Origin of the sequence: Thioalkalivibrio sp. ALE16, from assembly GCF_000381305.1 — a bacterium.
Classification (GTDB): Bacteria; Pseudomonadota; Gammaproteobacteria; order Ectothiorhodospirales; family Ectothiorhodospiraceae; genus Thioalkalivibrio.
In genome coordinates, this window is sequence record NZ_KB906367.1 from 34,862 (window position 1) to 51,807 (window position 16,946).

The following is a 16,946-nucleotide window of genomic DNA, read 5'->3' on the forward strand; positions in this document are numbered from 1 at the left end:
CGCCTCGCGATTACGGCTGATCGGTGCTGTTGGTGTTCGGGATGACGAGAGCGTGGGGGTGGCGTGTCACGCAGGGACTGAGGGCACTGCGTCATGACCCCAACGCGCTTCTTCCGATCTTCCGGGCCTTCCTGTGAAGCGCTGTGGACCTTCTTCGTGCGCTCCGCGGAGGGCTAGACCACCACGTTCAGTTCGCGGCGTGGCTCCTCGGCCGGCCCGGCCAGGCTGACCGCGAGTTCCACGCGGCGGCGCAGGGCCTCGACACCGACGCCGCCCAGCACGCCACCATCCGGCGCCGCGGCCCCTTCGGCGTCATTGCCGCTGCTGCGGAAGGCCTCGATCTGGGCCGCGACCCGGGCCCGCGAGGCCATCTCCTGTTCCGAGCGCGGGGGGAAGGCCAGGCCCTGGTCCTGTTCGGCATCGCCGCGGCGGTTCTCGTCCTGTTCCGCGCGATCCTCGATCGGGCGGCGGGCCTCGCCGGCCTCGGGGTCGTTCAGCGGGCGATCGAAATCGGCCGGGGTGGAGAGCTGCCCCAGGCCCAGCCGGTCGCTGCCGGTCGGGCGTGTGCCGACCGGTACCGCAGCAGACGGGTTGGTGACCGGGACTTCCATCGCGTAACTCGGCGAGCCTCCTGGTAGGTCGTGTTCTCAGGCGTTGCCCGGATTCAGGCGCGTACGTCCAGCAACGAGCCAATCATCCGGTCCTCGGCCTGCAGGGTCTTCACCGAGGCCTCGACCTGATTCTGGCTGGCGATCATGCCCACCTGGGCACCCATACTCTCGCGACTGCCCGCGTTCTCGGTGGCCACCGTGTGGGCCTGCTGGCGCATGCTGGTCATGCCCTTCTGGATGCCCGCGAGGGAGTGGCTGGCGTCGATCATGTGCGTGAACCTGTCCGGCAATCCTGTAACTCGTTGACCCGATTATAGATCAGTTAGTTGCATTTCACCGCCCGGCGGCTCCGCGCCGGGTCAGGCGGGCCCGAGCAGGGCCTGCAGGCGGGCGTGCACCGCGGCGCGTGCGCCGGACTGGCGGGACTGCCATTCAGCGAGGCGTGCGCGCCGTGCCGCCGGGTCGATCCCCTCCGCGAGGCGCGCGAGCACCTCGTCGGCCACCTGCTCGGGGTCCTCGCCGCGAGCGACGAGGCCGGTGTGCTCGGCGGCGATACGCAGTCGCGTGGCGGCATCCGGGTGGCGTTCATGCTCCGCCGGGCCGCAGATGACCGCGCTGCCACAGGCCAGTGGCAGACCCAGGTCCGGAGGGGTCTCGCTGGCGGCCAGGGTGCCACCCGGCAGGGTTATGTCGGCGCAGGTGTAGGCGGCGTGCAGGGTCTCCGGGTCCTCGATGTAGTAGACGCGGTTCTTGCGCGGCACGAAGGAGGTCATGAAGCGGTTGTGGCGGATGATCGGCAGCGAGTACTTGATCGCGTCGCGATAGACCGGCTCGTGGCGCGCCGGGTCGGCGGGTGCCAGCAGCAGGATGGCCGCGCTCTTGCGAAGTACTGCGAACAATACGGCGAAGGCGAAGGCCTCCTCGCCGGGGCCGGTATTGGGCGCCAGCAGGATCGGATGACCCTTCTCGTGGTACTCGCGAAAACGTTCGCAGAATCCGGCGTCGCCTTCCGGTGGGGCTGGCAGTTCCACCGCGCCGGCGATCGGATCGCCGATCACCTCGGCGCCGTCCCGGGCGCCCTCGCGCACGGCGAACACGGCATCCCACTGTGTGCGGGTTGCGCCATCGCCCGCGGCGTTGACCCAGATGCGGGGCGCCGTGAGCGTATCGAGGGCCGGCCCCAAGTCATGATCCCCGGCCTGTAGCGGGCCGATGACCACGACGGCCCGCGGTTGCAGACGGCCCAGGCGGGTCGTGGCCAGCTCGGGATGCATGGCCAGCGCCGGCACGCCCTCGATCAGGCCCTCGGCCTCGCGGTCCTGGCGGCAGTCGGTTACGCCCAGCGCGATGGGGCCGCCGCCCGCGGCGAGTTCCTGCAGCCAGTCGGCGGCGGTCACGAGGGTGGCCCGCGGGGCCAGGATCAGGATGCGTCCGATGCTTTCGCCGGGGACGGAGCGGGCGGTGATCCAGGCAGACAAACGTGCGAACATGGCGGGCTGGTATCCGGTGGTCGGGCAAGCGTCGCATTATACGAGGCGCCGCACAGTGCCCGCCACGCTGATGTTTATGACCGTTGATTCACATGCCCGTTAATCTCAGCGCCCTCAGTTAGCTGAATGCGTAGCTGCGCTCAGAAGGAACAAGACATGGGGAAGAGCAACTACTACCAAGTGTTGGGTGTCCACTCTGACGCATTAACGCACGAGATAAAGGCGGCGTTTAGATCTATCGCGATGAAGTATCACCCGGACCGGAACCCTGGTAGTGAAACTGCTGAATCCAAGTTCAAAGAAGCTCAAGCGGCTTACGAGACACTCGTGGATGCAGAGAAGCGCGCAGCGTACGATTACATGCTTTCAGGGGAGACTGATGTGGATCGGCCTTCAGGCAGGCAAGTCTCAAATATAGATCGCTCGGAGAAAGGTTTATCCACCGAAAATCGGGAGAATGCGAAAGACGATTCCTTCGGGCAGATGGCTGATTCGAAGAGTGATGATCCTGGGCGCGGAATGCGCATACGCTGGATCATCGGGCTGGTGGCGATGGGGGTCATCCTGGCGCTGGCCATGTGGGTCTACTCCAACCCGGGTGGCATGCGCAGTCAGCAGTTCTCCGACCTTCCGTGGCAGATCGAGGTAGGGGATCGCCAGCGCACGCGGGTGCTGGGCATCGTGCTGGGCGAGACCACCATGGCCGACCTGATGGGCCGCCTGCCGGTGCCGGATATCCGCCTGTTCGTGGATGCCGACGGTTCGCGTTCGGTGGAGGCCTACTACGTGAACGCGCGCATTCCGCCGTTCGAGGCCAACCTGATCCTGCGCCCGGATCTGGATGAGGCGGCGCTGGACCGGATCGAGGCCGAGACAACGTCCGAGCGGCCGATGCCCAGCGGGGCCCGGCGCTACGGACTGAGCGACGACGCCCTGACATCGCTGGGCAACGTCGCGATCGTCGAGATGAGCTACATCCCGCGCGCCCACTGGACCGAGGACCTGATTACCCAGCGTTTTGGCGAGCCGCGCGAGCGCCTGCGCATGGACTCCGATCACAGCTACTGGCTCTACCCCGAGGACGGGCTGGCCATCCTGGTCCCGCGCCGCGGGCGTGTGCTGATGCACTACGTGACCCAGGAGCGCTGGGGACAGACCGTGGAACGCCTGCGCGACGAAGGGCGCCGCCGCCTGGGCGAGGACTACGGGGATCATGAGTGAATCGGCCGCGCCGGATGCCCGCCCGTTCTGGGAGCGCCCGCTCGAGACCCTGAGCCACGAAGAGTGGGAGGCCCTGTGCGACGGCTGCGGGCGCTGCTGCCTGCACAAGCTGGAAGACGAAGACTCGGGCGAGCTGGCCTTTACCTGGCTGGCCTGCGACCTGCTCGACTGCGAGACCGGTTTCTGCTCGGACTACGCCAACCGCCGGGACTTCGTGCCGGACTGCATCCAGCTGACCCGAAAGGACCTGCCCCACTATCACTGGTTGCCGCCCACCTGTGCCTATCGCCTGCGTTTCGAGGGCCACCCGCTGCCGACCTGGCACCCTCTGCTGACGGGCGATCCGGAGACGGTCAAGCGCGCCCGCGTCTCGGTGGCCGGCCGGGTCATCCGCGAGTGTGATGCCCCCGACCTCCCCCTGATCGACTACGTGGTCGACTGGCCCGGCCAGGTGCCGGAGTCCGCGCGCCTGTGGCGCCCGGTAGTGCGTTTCCCGCAGGAGTAGCCATCGGTATGGCGGGATTCGTCGACCTGTTCGTGTACGGGACGCTGAAGCGGGGCTTCGCCAACCACCGGGCGTTCTGCTCCAGCGCCCTCCGGATTCGCACCGCGACCATTGTCGGGTCGCTATATGACTTACCCGTGGGCTACCCCGCCGTGCAGATTGCCGCCGACAGCATTCTGCTGAAAGCCGGGCAGGACCCGGCCCGTGACGCGGGGCGCCAGCGCCGCTTCCGGGGGCTCGCGCCATCAGCCCCGGATGCGGCGCAGGAGCTTGTGCACGGCGAGTGGATTCGCCTGCCCGATCCGCCGCGGGCCCTGCCGCGCGTCGACGCCCTGGAGGGTGTGCGCCCGGACGGCCGCGGGGAGTATCGCCGGGCCCTGGTGCCCGCCTGGACCGAGGATGGTCCCTCGGCCCTCTGGGTCTACTGGATGCCGCGTCTGCCACCCGGTGCGCGCCATCTGGCGGACGGCATCTGGCCGGCGCGGTCCTGAACCGCATGGTTCAGCGGTGGTGATCCTGTAGCGCCCGCTCCACGATCCGCTGCGCTCATCGCATCCTGCGTGTTGTCCTTTGTGGCCCTCGTGCTGGACTAACCGGCGGAGGACAGGAGTTCGCGGGCGTGGGTGCGGGTGGTCTCGGTGAGCTGGGTGCCGCCGATCAGGCGGGCCAGGGCCTCGACGCGGCGCTCGTCGTCCAGCGGCTGGATGGCAGTGCGGGTGCCGTCCTTGCCGTGCGATTTCTGCACCTCCAGCTGCTGGTGGGCCTGGGCGGCGACCTGGGCCAGATGGGTCACGCACAGGACCTGATGGCGCTCGCCCAGGGTGCGAAGCTTGCGCCCGACGACCTCGGCGACCGCGCCGCTGATGCCGCTGTCGACCTCGTCGAAGATCAGCGTGGGTACGGTCTGCTGCTGGCTGGCCAGCACCTGTAGCGCGAGCCCGATACGCGAGAGCTCGCCGCCGGAGGCAACCTTCGCCATCGGCTGCGGGGCGGAGCCGGGGTTCGCGGCGACGCGGAACTCGATGTGATCCACGCCGTGCGCCTGCGGTTTGTCGGCGGGCTCGATCGCGATCTCGAAGTGGCCGCCGGCCATGCCCAGCTCCTGCATGGTGTCGGTGACCGCCTGGCCGATGCGTTTGGCGGTCTGCTGGCGGGCCTTGCTCAGCGCCTTGGCAGCCGAGTCGAAGGCGGTACGGGTCTCCTGTTCGCGCGCCTCCAGGGCCTCGAGGGTCTGGTCGCCGTTCTCCAGGGCGTCCCGCTCGGTCTGCAGTTCGTCGTGCAGGCCCGGGAGGGCCTCGGGATCGACCCGGTGCTTGCGCGCCAGGCGCAGGTACTCGCCGACGCGCTGGTCCAGCTCGGCCAGGCGTTCCGGGTCCAGTTCGATGCCGTCGGCCAGCCGACGCAGGGTGTCGCCGGCCTCAGTGATCTGGATGCGCGCGGACTCCAGCAGCTCCAGCGTCGGGTTCACCCGTTCGTCGTGCTGCGCGGCGTCCTGCAGCGCGTGCAGCACATGGCCGATCTGGGCATCGACGCCGGCGTCGTCCTCGATCTGCTGGCTGGCGGTCTGCAGCGCGCTCAGCACCTCGGTGCCGTGGGCGAGCTGGTTCTGCTCGGCCAGCAGTTGCGGGTATTCGTCCTGGACCGGGGCCAGTTCGGCCAGCTCGGTGGTCTGGAAACGCAGCAGGTCGAGGCGGTCGGAGGTGTCGGCCTGGCTCTCGCGGGCCTGCTCCAGCGCGCGGGCGGCCTCGCGCCAGGCCGTGTGGGCCTCGCGCACGTGGGAGACCCGGTCGCCTTCGAGGAAGCCGTCCAGCCAGAGGCGCTGGGTGTCGCGCTGCAATAGCTGCTGATGGGCGTGCTGGCCGTGGATGTCCACCAGCCACTCGCCCAATGTGCGCAGCTGGCCGACCGCGACCGGGCGGCCGTTGATCCAGGCGCGGCTCTTGCCCTGGCGGGTCAGGACCCGGCGCAGCAGCACCGCGTCGTCGTCGGGGTCCGCAAGATCCTGCTCGGCCAGCCATGTGCCGGCCGGGCCCTGCCCGGGCAGGGCAAACTCCGCGGACAGGTCGGCCTGCTCGGCCCCCTCCCGCACCATGCCGGCGTCGGCGCGGTCGCCCAGCAGTTGGCCGATTACGTCGATCAGGATGGACTTGCCGGCCCCGGTCTCGCCGGTCAGGGCGCTCAGGCCCGTGTCCAGCTCCAGTTCCAGCTGGTCGATGATCGCGAAGTCGCGGATGCTGATCAGTCGCAGCATGGCGGGATCAGGGCTGCTCGCCCCAGCGCAGCTTGGTTCGCAGCACGCGCAGGAAGTGGTGTTCGCGGGGATGGATCAGGGTCAGGGCCTGTTCGCGACGGTGGATGCGCAGCAGGTCGCCCGGGGCGAAGTCCACGTTCTCCTGTCCGTCCAGCGCGACCTGGGCCGGGGAACGGCTGCCACTGGAAAGGCGGATCTCCACCGTGGAGCGGCCGCTGACCACCAGCGGGCGGTGGTTCAGGCTGTGCGGGCAGACCGGGACCATGACCATCGCGTCCAGCTGCGGGGTCAGGATCGGCCCGCCGGCGGACAGGGCGTAGGCGGTAGAACCCGTGGGCGTGGCTACCACCAGGCCATCGGCGCGCAGCCGGCCGACGTCCATGCCGTCGATCGCGGTGTCGAACTCGATGATGCGCACCACGCTCAGTACATGGACCACGACGTCGTTCAGCGCGATCCCGTGGTGGATGGTGACCCCGTCGCGGATCAGCTCGGCCTCCAGCATCGCCCGCGGCTCCCGCTCGAAGGCCCCGTCCAGGACCTCGCCCAGTTCCTCCGGGGCGGTGTCCGGGGAGACATCCACGAGAAATCCCAGGCGACCCAGGTTGATCCCCAGCAGCGGCGTGTCGGCATCGGCGACCTTGCGGGCGGTGGCCAGCAGGGTTCCGTCGCCGCCGATGACGATCAGCAGATCGACCGCGCTGGCCAGCTCCTCCAGCGGCAGGAGCCCGACCCGCTCCGGACGCTCGAAGCCGTCGATCTCCTGTTCCATGAAGACCTGGCGGCCGCGCTCCTGGAGCAGACCGACCAGCGTGGCGACCAGCGGGGCGGTGCGCGAATCGCTGGTCTTGCCGACCAGCCCGACCTTGTTGAAGTCTGGCATCATGCCGGCATTATCCGGAAAAGGGACCGCGACTGCACCCGGGGTTTCCAGGGAAACACTGATGAATGTATGCGTTCGCGTTGGTGCCTCATGTTTTCCGAGATCAGGCGCGGTGCGCAGCCGGTAGTGGTTCTACCGGCCCGTTGTTGACTGATTCGGGCCGCAACGCAGGATCGGGGAACATGAGGCGCCAACCCTGAAGGGGCTCGGCCGCTTTTGAGCGCGCACGGCGTTGCGGCTCCCTTGTGCAGAATGACTGCACGGCGGTCGCCGCGCCTTGTTCGCACGCAAAAGCGACTCGAGCGCGAACGCATACATTCATCAGTGTTTCCCTTGACCCGATTCCGGCACCATCCAAGACTGGTACCTTCTGGCACTCGACCGAGTGGAGCGCTGACGACCCATGGAAAACGCTTTCATCAATCTGGACGCCAGGGCCCGTACCCTGTTGCGGACCCTGATCGAGAGCTACATCCGGGACGGCCAGCCCGTCGGCTCGCGTACCCTGGCCCGCACCTCCGGGCTCAGCGTGAGCGCGGCCACCGTGCGCAATGTGATGGCGGACCTCGAGGACATGGGCCTGATCCATGCGCCGCACACCTCGGCCGGGCGCATCCCGACGCCGGCCGGCTACCGGCTGTTCGTGGACAGCCTGCTGGAGGTGCGCAACCCCTCCCCGGAGGAGGTGCGCGCGATCCAGTCCGGTTTCGACCCGAATGCCAGTACCCAGGATCTGATGGACACCACCAGCAACCTGCTGTCGCGGGTCACGCGCATGGCCGGGATGGTGCGCCTGCCGCGGCATCGCAACGTCGCGCTGAGCCAGATCGAGTTTCTGCGCCTGGGCGAGGGACGCATCCTCGCGATCCTGGTCATCGACGGCAAGGAAGTGCAGAACCGCGTGCTGGAGCTGGAGCGCGACTTCGGCCAGGACGAGCTGCAGCGCATGGCGAACTATCTGAACGCCCATCTGGCGGGCAAGAGCCTGCACGCGGTGCGGGCCGAGCTGCTGCGCGAGATGCGCGACGTGCGCGACGACCTGGACGCGATGATGCTGGCCGCGATCGACCTGGGCGAGAAGGCGGTCGGTGACGAGGACCCGGACGACGTGGTCGTGGCCGGCCAGACTCACCTTCTCGGCTACGAGGAGCTGGCGGACATGGAGCGCCTGCGCCAGCTGCTCGAGGCCTTCAACGAAAAGCAGGAGATCCTCGGGATTCTCGACCAGTGCATTCGCAGCGACCGCGTGCAGATCTTCATCGGCCGCGAGTCCGGGCTGGACTGGTTCGAGAACTGCTCGGTGGTGACTGCGCCCTACAGTGTGGATGGCGAGGTGGTCGGCGTGTTGGGGGTCATCGGACCCACGCGCATGTCCTACGACCGGGTAATCCCGATCGTGGACGTGACCGCGCGTCTGCTCGGCTCGGCCCTGGGCGATCAGCCGCCGGGCGACCCGAAGTAGCGGGCCGCCCTTGAAACCCGGACGGATGCCCCCACAGTCCCCGTAGTCAACCCGAATACCCCGCCTGCCGGCTGGCGACCCGGCGGGCGGTTTCACTTTTCATTGATTCGCGAGGCCAGCATGTCGGAACAGCGGGAACCCCAGGAACAACCGGAAGAGCTCGAGACCGGGAACGAGGCGGCCCCCGAGGCCGATGGCGACCACCCCGGCGAGGGCGATACCGAGGCACGGCTGCAGGAGCTCGAGGCCCTGGCCGAGGAACGGCGTGACCAGGCCCTGCGCGCGCAGGCGGAACTGGAGAACCAGCGCCGGCGCTTCGAGCGCGAGCTGGAGAACGCGCACAAATACGCGATGGAAAAGTTCGCCTCCGAGATGCTGGAGGTCGGCGACTCGCTGGAGATGGGGCTGAAGGCGGCCCGCGAGACCCAGGATGTCGAGCGCATCATCGAGGGGGCCGAGCTGACCCTGAAGAACCTGACCAAGGTCTTCGACAAGTTCGGCATCCAGGCCGAGGACCCGACCGGCCAGCGCTTCGACCCGGAGCGCCATCAGGCGATGTCCATGCAGGAAGACCCGGAGCACCCGCCGAACACGGTGGTGGCGACCATGCAGAAGGGCTACATGCTGCAGGACCGCGTACTGCGCCCGGCCATGGTGGTGGTCTCCAAGGCACCGACCTCGCCGAACATCGACGAAAGCGCCTGACCCGGCTACCCGGGCGGATCAGGGGGCGGCTCGGATATCGCCCCTTGAAAACCCGGCCCGGGCCCCCAGATTCCCGTACAAGTTGGCAGAGAACGACGCTCTGCAGCGCCACTTTTTCGCATCAGGAGATTTCAATCATGGGCAAGATCATCGGTATCGACCTCGGGACCACCAACTCCTGCGTCGCCGTGATGGAAGGCGACCAGGCCAAGGTCATCGAGAACGCGGAAGGCACCCGCACCACCCCGTCCATCGTCGCGTTCAGTGACGACGGCGAGGTGCTGGTCGGCCAGTCCGCCAAGCGCCAGGCGGTCACGAATCCGCAGAACACTGTGTTCGCGGCCAAGCGACTGATCGGCCGCAAGTTTGACGAAGGCGAGGTCCAGAAGGACATCAAGCTGGTCTCCTACAGCATCGTGAAGGCCGACAACGGCGACGCGTGGATCGAGGTGCAGGGCAAGAAGATGGCCCCGCCGGAGATCTCCGCGCGCGTGCTGCAGAAGATGAAGAAGACCGCCGAGGACTACCTCGGGGAGGAGGTCACCGAAGCGGTGATCACCGTCCCGGCCTACTTCAACGACTCCCAGCGTCAGGCGACCAAGGACGCCGGCAAGATCGCCGGGCTCGAGGTCAAGCGCATCATCAACGAGCCGACCGCGGCCGCGCTGGCCTACGGCATGGACAAGCAGCGCGGGGATCGCAAGATCGCCGTGTATGATCTGGGTGGCGGTACCTTCGACGTCTCGATCATCGAGATCGCCGAGGTGGACGGCGAGCACCAGTTCGAGGTGCTGGCGACCAACGGCGACACCTTCCTGGGTGGCGAGGACTTCGACAATCGCCTGATCGACTACCTGGTCGACGAGTTCAAGAAGGACCAGGGCATCGACATCAAGGGCGATCCGCTGGCGATGCAGCGCGTGAAGGAGGCCGCCGAGAAGGCCAAGATCGAGCTGTCCTCCAGCCAGCAGACCGAGGTCAACCTGCCGTACATCACGGCCGACAACACCGGGCCGAAGCACCTGGCGCTGAAGATCACCCGCGCCAAGCTGGAGAGCCTGGTCGAGGACCTGGTCAAGCGCTCCATCGAGCCGTGCAAGGTTGCGCTGAAGGACGCCGGCCTGTCCGCCTCCGAGGTGGACGACGTGATCCTGGTCGGCGGCCAGACCCGCATGCCCAAGGTGCAGGAAGCGGTGCAGGAGTTCTTCGGCAAGGAGCCGCGCAAGGACGTGAACCCGGACGAGGCCGTTGCGGTCGGCGCCGCCGTGCAGGCCGGCGTGCTGGGCGGCGACGTCAAGGACGTGCTGCTGCTGGACGTGACCCCGCTGTCGCTCGGCATCGAGACGATGGGCGGCGTGATGACCAAGCTGATCGAGAAGAACACCACCATCCCGACCCGGGCCAACCAGGTGTTCTCCACCGCCGAGGACAACCAGACCGCGGTGACCGTGCACGTGCTGCAGGGCGAGCGCGACATGGCCAGCGCCAACAAGTCGCTGGGTCGCTTCGACCTGCAGGACATCCCGGCCGCGCCGCGCGGTGTGCCGCAGATCGAGGTCACCTTCGACATCGACTCCAACGGCATCCTGAACGTCTCGGCCAAGGACAAGGCGACCGGCAAGGAGAACAAGATCGTGATCAAGGCCTCCTCCGGCCTGTCCGACGAGGAAGTCGAACAGATGGTCAAGGACGCCGAGGCGCATGCCGAGGAAGACAAGAAGTTCCAGCAGCTGGTCCAGGCACGCAACCAGGCCGATGCCCTGGTGCACTCCGCCGAGAAGTCGCTGAAGGATCTGGGCGACCAGGTCTCCGACGACGAGCGCTCCGCGATCGAGTCGGCCGTGGCCGAGGTCAAGACCGCGATGGAAGGCGAGGACGCCGACGCCATCGAACAGGCCACGCAGAAGCTGGCCGAGGCCTCCGGCAAGCTGGCCGAGAAGGCCTATGCCCAGAACGCGGACGCCGCGGGCGAGGCCGGTGCCGAGCAGGCCGACAGCGGCCAGCAGGGCGACGATGTCGTGGACGCCGAGTTCGAGGAAGTCGACGACGACCAGAAGAAGCAGGGCTGATGCCCGTCCGGCGGCGCCTTGGCGCCGCCGGACTTCGACCACACGCCACGCCCGGGGTACACGGTACCTCCGGGCGTTTGCGTGAAGGCACTCCGCGTTCGCGCGAACGATCTACCTGGAAATGACCATGTCACAACGCGACTATTACGAGGTGCTGGGCGTCGCCAAGGACGCCTCGGCCGCCGATATCAAGAAGGCCTTTCGCCGCCTGGCAATGAAGTACCACCCCGACCGCAACCCGGGGGACGAGGAGGCCGAGGCCAAGTTCAAGGAGGCGCGCGCCGCCTACGACGTCCTCAGCGACGATCAGAAGCGTGCGGCCTACGACCGCTATGGCCATGCCGGCGTGGACGGTTCGGCCGGCGGCTTCGGCGGCGGGGCCGGGGCCTCCAACTTCAGCGACATCTTCGAGGATATCTTTGGCGATATCTTCGGGGGTGGTGGAGGCGGCCGCGGTCAGCGCGCCTACCGGGGCTCCGACCTGCAGTACAACCTGGACCTGACGCTCGAGGAAGCCGTGTTCGGCACCGAGGTCAAGATTCGCATCCCGACCACGGTGTCCTGCGAGGCCTGCGACGGCTCCGGCGCCGAACCGGGGACCTCGCCGGAGACCTGCCCGACCTGCAACGGGGTCGGGCAGGTACGCATCCAGCAGGGCTTCTTCTCGGTGCAGCAGACCTGCCCGCGCTGCGAGGGCTCCGGCAAGATCGTCTCCAGCCCCTGCAAGTCCTGCCACGGCAAGGGTCGGGTGCAGGAGCAGAACACCCTGGACGTGAAGATCCCGGCCGGTGTGGACTCGGGCGACCGCATCCGTCTGGCCGGCCAGGGCGAGGCCGGCATGAATGGTGGCCCGCCGGGTGATCTCTACGTGCAGGTGCGGGTCAAGCCGCACAAGCTGTTCCGGCGCGAGGGCTCGGACCTGCACTGCGAGGTGCCGGTGTCGTTCGCGACCGCCGCCCTTGGCGGCGAGCTGGAGGTCCCGTCGCTGGACGGCCGGGTCAAGCTGAAGGTCCCCGCGGAGACGCAGACCGGCAAGCAGTTCCGGGTCAGCGGCAAGGGCGTGAAGTCGGTGCACGGCGGTGCCGTCGGCGACCTGATCTGCCGCGTGGTGGTGGAGACGCCGATCAACCTGACCAAGGAGCAGAAGCAGCTCCTGCGCCAGTTCGAGGAATCCACCCAGGCCGGTGGGACCAAGCACAGTCCGCAGGCGCAGTCCTGGGTGGACGGGGTGAAGGGCTTCTTCGAGGACCTGAACTTCTGGTCGAAATAGCCCCTTCCCGAAACGCGTTCGCGGTTCCGCACAGGCCCCGGTGTAAACCGGGGCCTGTTGCGTTAGAACGACGGCCAGCCCCGACCGCTCACTCACGGGCTCCCTCTTGCCGCGTGGTGATTCCCGCACCTGTGCTCGTGGCAACGCGGCCTTCTGAGCGTTGGGGGTGCATCAGGGACAGGCGGTTCCGGTGTGTCAGGTCAAGGGCGGTTGGCTGACCACGAAGCGCACGAAGACACGAAGGAAAGACTGAGGGCGGGGTCACCACGCAGGCCACAGGGTTCACGGAGAAAGGCAGGGATTGTGGGTGAGTGCTCGTGGTCAGTGTCGTGTCGGATACGGGACCGTTGACCGCCACGACTCGCCCTATGTTCAAGAACCCGCACAGGATGTTCTTCGTGCCTTCGTGTGCTTCGTGGTGAACAGTCCTTTGCCGTTCTCCGTGTTCTCTGTGCGCTCTGTGGTGAAAAATGGGGTGCGGGCGCGCGGGGCTCAGGTTGAGGCGAAGTCGAAGGTGGGGGCCGGCATCGGCGCCTGCAGGAAGTAGCCCTGCACGAGGTTGACGTTCAGGCTGTAGAGCACGGCGAGCACACTGGCGTCCTCGACATACGGCACGATCACCTGCTTGCCCTTGGCGTGCGCGGCCTCGGTATGCTCGCGGATCAGCTGCTGGTTTTCCTCGCTCTCGGCCAGGTTCTTCACGTAGGACGGGTCCAGCTTGATGTGGTCCGCCTCCAGGTGCTGCAGCAGCTGGAACGGGTTCAGGCCGTTGCCGAAGTCGTCGATGCACAGGTGGCCGTGCATCTCCTGCAGGCCCCGGGCCACGTGGATCGCCGGCTTCAGGTGGGTTACCACGGTGGGTTCCTTCAGCTCCACCACCACGTTGTCGGCGGGGATGCGCAGGGCGTGCAGGTCGTCGTGCAGCCAGCTGACAACCGAGGGATCGCCGAGCGAGCCATTGGTCAGCTTGAGGAAGAACTGGGTACCGGGGTCCTTCTTCAGCTGTTCCGCGAGGACGCCCAGGGCGGTCTTCAGGATCCAGCGGTCGATGGGCTGGGCCATCTCCGTGCGCTCGGCGCTGGGCAGGAAGGCCTCCGGTTCGTGGATATGACCCTCGGCATCGCGCAGCCGCACGAACACCGAATAGCGCGCCCGGTCGGCCCCGTGCAGGTTCACGATCGGTTGGTACAGCAGCTCCAGACGGTCGTGATCGAGGGCGTCCTGGATGCGTAGCCGCCATTGCTGGTCGGCCTGTGCCTGGGTCATCTCGCCCTCGGCCGGGCGGAAGAAGCAGTGGGTCCCGCCGCCGGCTTCCACCGCTTCCTGCAGTGCGCGGTCGGCCTGCGACAGTAGCTCCTCGGTATCCACCGCAGTCTCGTCGGCGATCACGATGCCGGCGGACAGGGTGCAGTTGGTGGAGGCGTTGCCGAGCTCGAACACGCGCCCGGTGACCGCCTTCATCAGACCGTGGACGCGGCTCTCCACCTCGTTGCGGCGGGTATCCGGCACCAGGATGCCGAAGTGCTCGGCCTCCAGGCGCGCGGTGATGGCCGGCTCGGGGAACTGGTCCTCGATCAGCTTGCCGATGTCGGCCAGCAGCAGGTCGCTGGCGGACATGCCGACGTTGGCGCGGATCTCCGCGAAGCGGTCCACCGCCAGCGTGATCAGGGCGAACGGTTTCTCCGACTGCGCGGCCTGGCCCTGCGCGGTCTCGATCATGCCGGTGAAGTGCTGGCGGTTGTAGAGGCCGGTGACCAGATCGCGCTGCGACAGGTAATCGATCTTCTCCGCCAGTTCCGGATCCTCCTGGGCCGAATCCAGCAGGACCTGAGTGCAGGCCTCGCCCTCGACGCTGGCGGTGGAGAGGCGCAGGTTGGCCTCGAACGGGGTGCCGTCGAAGGCCTGCAGCTGGAAGGCCTGATGGGTCTGGTCGCCCTCCTCGCCGTTCTGGAAGCGTCGCAGCAGCCCCTTCAGTTCGTCGCGGCTCTCCGGCGCGACCAGATCCATCAGCGGCAGGCCATCGACGTCCTCCGGGTCGCCGATGCCGAAGCGTTCGCGCCAGGAGGCGTTGGCATAGATGTGCATGCCCTCGTGGACGTAGGCGATGGCGTCGCGCGAGTTGTCCAGCAGCAGCTGGCAGCGGCGCTCGGATTCCTGCAGCGACGCGTCCATGCGACCCAGTCGCTGGCGCAGCTGGAACTGTTCGGCGGCGCGAATGGTGAGGAGGCTGGCCAGTTCGTGCAGTTCGTGATCCACCACCGCGTACGCACCGGCCTCGTAGTCGTCCACGCGTTCCGCTTCCGGGCGTTCGGTCAGGATCACGACCGGGATCCGCCGGCCGGAGGCATGCTGGGCCTCGTCCACGTGCTCGCGGGCCAGGCTCAGGCCGGGTTCGATCAGTACGATCACGTCGAAGCGCCGGTTCTCCAGCGCCTCGGAGAGGGCGTCGGTGGTCGAAACCTGCTCCGGGCGGATCGCACTGCCGCGGGTTCGGATGCTGCTGATGACCTCTTCCGCCCGGTTCGGATTACTGGTAACGAAGAGGGTACGAATGGTCTCGTTCATGGGGCCTGGTCGTCGCGGTTGCGGGTGGTGAGGGACAGTCCGTTGTCATTCGCGAGGCCGGGGTCCGCCTCCGTGCCGGGGGATTCCGCGGTCGGGCTGCCGACCTCGAGCGCAGTCATGCGGCAGCCCACCTCGGTGAACAGGGTAGTCCCCGTGCGCTCGCTGTCCAGTTCCAGAACGCGGGCGCGGTCGTTCAGCCAGCAGACCACCCGTTTTTCGTGGTCGAAGACCTGGGCCGGCAGAAACAGGGCGGCCCCGTCGGCATCCGTTCGTTGTGGCGCAAACAGGCCCGGCTGCGGGACCCCGGCGGCGAGCCCGTTGCGAAAATCCTGGATCTGCATGGGGAGGCAGCGATTGGCAAGAAACTCCACGCCGATGCTAATGCGTTCGCCGACCTGATCGTCGAATCGAATCCAGCGCAGCACCCCGACCGTCCAGCGGTGGCCGTCCACGGCGCGCAGCCCGACCAGGTCGCCAATCAACAAGGGCTGCTGTGGTGCGTCCAGGCACAGGCGGACGCCCCCGGCGCCGATGTCGTCCACCTGCCAGTGTTCCGGCGGATGGCGCTTGGTGATGGGCCCTGTCGGTTCGTCGTGGCCGGCGATCTCGAGGCCGCGCCCGACGTCTTCCCAGGCGGTCGCGGCGGGGCCGGGGGTGTCGTCCGCGAGCGGCCGGAGATCGCTGTCGCGACCGGCGGCGGGCGGGCTGTCGACCAGCGCGAGATCCGACCCCCTCAGTGCCGCGGGCGACATCTCGAAGACGCTGACGCCGCGATCACGCTGCTGCACGGACTTCAGGCCGGCCTCGCCGTTCTCGTCCGTGTCGAGTTCCCGGGCGCTGGCGTCACGGCGACGCTCCATCTCCGCCAGCAGAAAGTCATGGATGCGTTCCAGTCCCATGACGCAGACCTGCTGCAGGTCGCCTGCGCGCTCGCGACTGTGCCGCCGGGTCGGCAGGTGCGACCACAGGCGCAGCAGGTGCTCGGCCAGGGGTTGCGCATTGCCGGTCTGTGCCGGCTCGAGGTTTTCCGGGGCGTCGCGCAGTGCGGCCAGGGCCGGGCCCAGCTCCACGAAGCAGGCCAGGTCGCCGGCGGGCTGGTCGCGCAGGACCAGTCCCGGCGCATGGTCGCGCTCGAGCTCGCAGCGCAGCACCGGCAGGTCGGGATGCGGGTCCGGGTCGGGAGCGGTGGTACAGGTCAGCTCGATCCCGTTGATCCAGCGAACCAGCAGGTCCATCTCGCCCATCTTCAGGGCGTTCGGATCGGTGCTCCCCAGCACCATGAGGCGCGCGCTCATGGCCTCGATACGATCCGTATGCAGCGGCCCGAAGCGCTGGTCGGTGGCGGGGCCGTGGTCGGCGATGTGCTGGGCCCGTGCCAGGCGCAGCAGGTCGTAGAGTTGCTGCCAGTGACCGGAGGGCAGGTTCTGATACAGCCGCCAGTGGTGCACGGCGAGCGCGCCCAGCAGCGCGACGGCGGCCTGCAGGGGCGCGGTCAGGCGTTCCGCGTGCCGGGTGTCGTCGGCGTCGATGCGCTCCCGGACCACCAGCAGTTCGGCCCTGAGCAGAGCGCGCAGGGCGCTGCCGAGGACCTCGGCACGATCGCGGCTGCGGCGCCCCAGTGGCAGGGGGCGCTGGCGCAGCAGGCGCTCCAGCACGGGGAACAGGGGCAGGAGGTGGTCTTCCAGTATGCGCACCAGGCTGGCGCGAACCCCGGGCCGCAGCGCGATCTGGTTGAGCCCTTCGAGGGCCTTGCCGAGTTGCTGCATGCCGAGCTCGGGCTCGCTGCCGGGCAGTTCCGCGCACCAGGCCCGCAGAGCCTGCGGCGTCCGGTGCGGGAAGCTGGCAGGGCCGGCCGGTTGGGCGGGCAGCTCGGGCAGGGCGTGCAGCATGGGCGTGTCCAGTGGTCGCTGGGCC

At 68.0% G+C, this 16,946-nt stretch carries 14 protein-coding genes and 1 pseudogene; 8 read left to right on the plus strand and 7 right to left on the minus strand.

The annotated features are described in order from the left end of the window. Nucleotides 1-173 precede the first annotated feature (173 nt). The 3 genes from F627_RS0111510 to F627_RS0111520 all read right to left on the minus strand — a co-directional run bounded on the left by F627_RS0111510 (nucleotide 174) and on the right by F627_RS0111520 (nucleotide 2,101). Entirely contained in the window at nucleotides 174-611 is a 438-nt protein-coding gene (locus tag F627_RS0111510; RefSeq protein ID WP_018865777.1) for a hypothetical protein, read from the minus strand. A 53-nt stretch (nucleotides 612-664) separates the two neighbouring features. Then, entirely contained in the window at nucleotides 665-880 is a 216-nt protein-coding gene (locus tag F627_RS0111515; RefSeq protein WP_018865776.1) for a hypothetical protein, read from the minus strand. Nucleotides 881-970: 90 nt separating this feature from the next. Next, complete coding sequence (locus F627_RS0111520; protein ID WP_019584101.1) at nucleotides 971-2,101, minus strand: hypothetical protein; 1,131 nt, start codon at nucleotides 2,099-2,101, stop codon at nucleotides 971-973. Nucleotides 2,102-2,257: 156 nt separating this feature from the next. Here F627_RS0111520 and F627_RS16590 point away from each other — a divergent pair. From F627_RS16590 to F627_RS0111535, 4 genes and pseudogenes are all read left to right on the plus strand, one after another. After that, nucleotides 2,258-2,500: pseudogene (locus F627_RS16590) on the plus strand (DnaJ domain-containing protein); the annotation flags it as partial. Between the two features lie 120 nt (nucleotides 2,501-2,620). Next, a complete protein-coding gene (locus F627_RS0111525) occupies nucleotides 2,621-3,322 on the plus strand; it encodes a hypothetical protein (RefSeq protein WP_019584102.1) in 702 nt (233 codons plus the stop codon). Further along, nucleotides 3,315-3,827 (plus strand): YcgN family cysteine cluster protein, encoded by a 513-nt coding sequence (locus F627_RS0111530; RefSeq protein ID WP_018865773.1) that lies wholly within the window; start codon nucleotides 3,315-3,317, stop codon nucleotides 3,825-3,827. The genes F627_RS0111525 and F627_RS0111530 overlap by 8 nt, the downstream gene beginning before the upstream one ends. Before the next feature lie 8 nt (nucleotides 3,828-3,835). Further along, nucleotides 3,836-4,318 carry a gamma-glutamylcyclotransferase gene (locus F627_RS0111535; protein ID WP_019584103.1) on the plus strand — a complete coding sequence of 161 codons (483 nt, stop codon included), beginning with the start codon at nucleotides 3,836-3,838 and terminating at the stop codon, nucleotides 4,316-4,318. 98 nt (nucleotides 4,319-4,416) lie between these two features. Here F627_RS0111535 and recN read toward each other — a convergent pair whose 3' ends face one another. Both recN and F627_RS0111545 read right to left on the minus strand, forming a co-directional pair. Further along, nucleotides 4,417-6,078 carry a DNA repair protein RecN gene (recN, locus tag F627_RS0111540; protein WP_019584104.1) on the minus strand — a complete coding sequence of 554 codons (1,662 nt, stop codon included), beginning with the start codon at nucleotides 6,076-6,078 and terminating at the stop codon, nucleotides 4,417-4,419. Nucleotides 6,079-6,085: 7 nt separating this feature from the next. After that, nucleotides 6,086-6,964 carry an NAD(+) kinase gene (locus tag F627_RS0111545; RefSeq protein WP_018865770.1) on the minus strand — a complete coding sequence of 293 codons (879 nt, stop codon included), beginning with the start codon at nucleotides 6,962-6,964 and terminating at the stop codon, nucleotides 6,086-6,088. 400 nt (nucleotides 6,965-7,364) lie between these two features. Between F627_RS0111545 and hrcA the strand changes: the two genes are divergently transcribed. From hrcA to dnaJ, 4 genes are all read left to right on the plus strand, one after another. Further along, nucleotides 7,365-8,423, plus strand: a complete 1,059-nt coding sequence (hrcA, locus tag F627_RS0111550; RefSeq protein ID WP_019584105.1) for a heat-inducible transcriptional repressor HrcA — start codon at nucleotides 7,365-7,367, stop codon at nucleotides 8,421-8,423. Nucleotides 8,424-8,543: 120 nt separating this feature from the next. Continuing rightward, on the plus strand, nucleotides 8,544-9,128 hold the full coding sequence (grpE, locus tag F627_RS0111555; protein ID WP_018865768.1) for a nucleotide exchange factor GrpE: 585 nt from the start codon (nucleotides 8,544-8,546) through the stop codon (nucleotides 9,126-9,128). A 137-nt stretch (nucleotides 9,129-9,265) separates the two neighbouring features. Continuing rightward, on the plus strand, nucleotides 9,266-11,197 hold the full coding sequence (dnaK, locus tag F627_RS0111560; RefSeq protein WP_018865767.1) for a molecular chaperone DnaK: 1,932 nt from the start codon (nucleotides 9,266-9,268) through the stop codon (nucleotides 11,195-11,197). 121 nt (nucleotides 11,198-11,318) lie between these two features. Beyond that, nucleotides 11,319-12,467 carry a molecular chaperone DnaJ gene (gene dnaJ / locus F627_RS0111565; RefSeq protein ID WP_018876097.1) on the plus strand — a complete coding sequence of 383 codons (1,149 nt, stop codon included), beginning with the start codon at nucleotides 11,319-11,321 and terminating at the stop codon, nucleotides 12,465-12,467. 492 nt (nucleotides 12,468-12,959) lie between these two features. On the opposite strand, the gene F627_RS0111570 is transcribed toward dnaJ, so the two are convergent. Both F627_RS0111570 and F627_RS0111575 read right to left on the minus strand, forming a co-directional pair. Further along, entirely contained in the window at nucleotides 12,960-15,032 is a 2,073-nt protein-coding gene (locus F627_RS0111570; protein ID WP_019584106.1) for an EAL domain-containing protein, read from the minus strand. Beyond that, complete coding sequence (locus F627_RS0111575; protein ID WP_019584107.1) at nucleotides 15,029-16,921, minus strand: hypothetical protein; 1,893 nt, start codon at nucleotides 16,919-16,921, stop codon at nucleotides 15,029-15,031. The genes F627_RS0111570 and F627_RS0111575 overlap by 4 nt, the downstream gene beginning before the upstream one ends. Nucleotides 16,922-16,946 lie beyond the last annotated feature (25 nt).

Coding starts and splice junctions, on each gene's coding strand:
- F627_RS0111515 (WP_018865776.1), bottom strand. CDS start 880: ATGATCGACGCCAGCCACTCCCTCGCGGGCATCCAGAAGGGCATGACC.
- hrcA (WP_019584105.1), top strand. CDS start 7,365: ATGGAAAACGCTTTCATCAATCTGGACGCCAGGGCCCGTACCCTGTTG.
- F627_RS0111525 (WP_019584102.1), top strand. CDS start 2,621: ATGCGCATACGCTGGATCATCGGGCTGGTGGCGATGGGGGTCATCCTG.
- F627_RS0111520 (WP_019584101.1), bottom strand. CDS start 2,101: ATGTTCGCACGTTTGTCTGCCTGGATCACCGCCCGCTCCGTCCCCGGC.
- recN (WP_019584104.1), bottom strand. CDS start 6,078: ATGCTGCGACTGATCAGCATCCGCGACTTCGCGATCATCGACCAGCTG.
- F627_RS0111510 (WP_018865777.1), bottom strand. CDS start 611: ATGGAAGTCCCGGTCACCAACCCGTCTGCTGCGGTACCGGTCGGCACA.
- dnaJ (WP_018876097.1), top strand. CDS start 11,319: ATGACCATGTCACAACGCGACTATTACGAGGTGCTGGGCGTCGCCAAG.
- F627_RS0111575 (WP_019584107.1), bottom strand. CDS start 16,921: ATGCTGCACGCCCTGCCCGAGCTGCCCGCCCAACCGGCCGGCCCTGCC.
- F627_RS0111530 (WP_018865773.1), top strand. CDS start 3,315: ATGAGTGAATCGGCCGCGCCGGATGCCCGCCCGTTCTGGGAGCGCCCG.
- grpE (WP_018865768.1), top strand. CDS start 8,544: ATGTCGGAACAGCGGGAACCCCAGGAACAACCGGAAGAGCTCGAGACC.
- F627_RS0111535 (WP_019584103.1), top strand. CDS start 3,836: ATGGCGGGATTCGTCGACCTGTTCGTGTACGGGACGCTGAAGCGGGGC.
- F627_RS0111570 (WP_019584106.1), bottom strand. CDS start 15,032: ATGAACGAGACCATTCGTACCCTCTTCGTTACCAGTAATCCGAACCGG.
- dnaK (WP_018865767.1), top strand. CDS start 9,266: ATGGGCAAGATCATCGGTATCGACCTCGGGACCACCAACTCCTGCGTC.
- F627_RS0111545 (WP_018865770.1), bottom strand. CDS start 6,964: ATGATGCCAGACTTCAACAAGGTCGGGCTGGTCGGCAAGACCAGCGAT.